This window comes from Faecalimonas sp. LCP19S3_D12 (assembly GCF_052121495.1).
In the GTDB taxonomy this organism is placed as follows: domain Bacteria; phylum Bacillota; class Clostridia; order Lachnospirales; family Lachnospiraceae; genus Faecalimonas.
Map to the genome: position 1 here is coordinate 1 of NZ_JBQKED010000103.1, position 1,577 is coordinate 1,577.

Below are 1,577 nucleotides of genomic sequence, written 5' to 3' on the forward strand. Positions count from 1 at the left end.
CCTTTTACGGCAACTTCAACCTGGACATGGGTAGATCACCCGGTTTCGGGTCTGCTCCGACTGACTATATTCGCCCTATTCAGACTTGGTTTCCCTTCGGCTCCGGACCTTCAGTCCTTAACCTCGCCAGCCAGCACAACTCGCCGGACCGTTCTACAAAAAGTACGCGGTTGAGCATAGAAAGCTCTTCCACAGCTTGTAAACATATGGTTTCAGGTTCTCTTTCACTCCCCTCCCGGGGTCCTTTTCACCTTTCCTTCACAGTACTATGCGCTATCGGTCACTAAGGAGTATTTAGCCTTACGGGGTGGTCCCCGCTCATTCCCACAAGGTTTCTCGTGTCTCGTGGTACTCTGGATACTGCCATGCTCACTCGTCTTTCATGTACGGGGCTTTCACCCTCTCTGGCAGGCTTTCCCAAAACCTTTCCATTAGACTCGCTCGTCAATCCCGCAGTCCGAACCCCGACCTGCACGCAGATCGGTTTGGGCTCTTCCGCTTTCGCTCGCCGCTACTCACAGAATCGATGTTTCTTTCTCTTCCTCCGGCTACTTAGATGTTTCAGTTCACCGGGTTCCCTTCTTAACGTTATGGATTCGCGTTAAGATGACGGAGGGTTGCTCCGCCGGGTTTCCCCATTCAGATATCTCCGGATCATAGGATATTTGCTCCTCCCCGAAGCTTTTCGCAGCTTATCACGTCTTTCATCGGCTCTTAGTGCCAAGGCATCCACCATACGCTCTTTCTAGCATAACCAACTGCTTCCATCCACGGGAATGAATGTCTGCTACACACACCTAGCGTGATGTGCGTTGGTAATAGGTCATTTTTTTAATTCGTTGTGTTCGAATGAGTTAATTATTAGTTTTAACAATTACCTCGGATGTCTTGATATTTTTCTTATCATTTCGTTTCTTGTATGCGATTTTCAAGGTACATTTGATAACTGTCCACAACAGATTTGCTGTAGTTCCAATTATCGAATGGAGATAACGAGATTCGAACTCGTGACCTCCTGCTTGCAAGGCAGGCGCTCTCCCAACTGAGCTATACCCCCAAATGGTATGTTTCAATATTTACTTTATCGATGGGCTTAAGTGAACCTTACCTCCTCAGCCTCATACTTAAAGACCTGGGCTTAAGTGGACTCGAACCACCGACCTCACGCTTATCAGGCGTGCGCTCTAACCGGCTGAGCTATAAGCCCTTCTTTATAGATTCGGCAGCCACCTACTCTCCCACACCGTCTCCAGTGCAGTACCATCGGCCTCCCAGGTCTTAACCATCGTGTTCGGGATGGGTACGGGTGTTTCCCCTGGGCGTATCGCCACCGAAAAGTTGGTTCTTAGCGAGGTTCTCCACGAGCTTAGAACAAAACTTTGTTCTTCGTTCTTGGCGAGGTCCTTTCGAGCCTTAGTTCGAAGAACTTCCTCTTTTCAGAACACTCATAACTAAACAACAGATTCCTTTCAATCCCTTACTTTTCTTCCCTAGAAAGGAGGTGATCCAGCCGCACCTTCCGATACGGCTACCTTGTTACGACTTCACCCCAGTTATCGGTCCCACCTTCGGCAGCT

Annotated in this window: 2 tRNA genes and 3 rRNA genes; all 5 read right to left on the minus strand. The window is 49.0% G+C overall.

The window, feature by feature from the left end:
- Positions 1-756: ribosomal RNA gene (locus ACTQXY_RS15385) — 23S ribosomal RNA — on the minus strand; the annotation flags it as partial.
- Positions 757-984: 228 nt separating this feature from the next.
- A tRNA-Ala gene (locus ACTQXY_RS15390) sits at positions 985-1,057 on the minus strand.
- A gap of 76 nt (positions 1,058-1,133) precedes the next feature.
- Positions 1,134-1,207, minus strand: a tRNA-Ile gene (locus tag ACTQXY_RS15395).
- Positions 1,208-1,217: 10 nt separating this feature from the next.
- A 5S ribosomal RNA gene (rrf, locus tag ACTQXY_RS15400) occupies positions 1,218-1,335 on the minus strand.
- Between the two features lie 159 nt (positions 1,336-1,494).
- A 16S ribosomal RNA gene (locus ACTQXY_RS15405) occupies positions 1,495-1,577 on the minus strand; the annotation flags it as partial.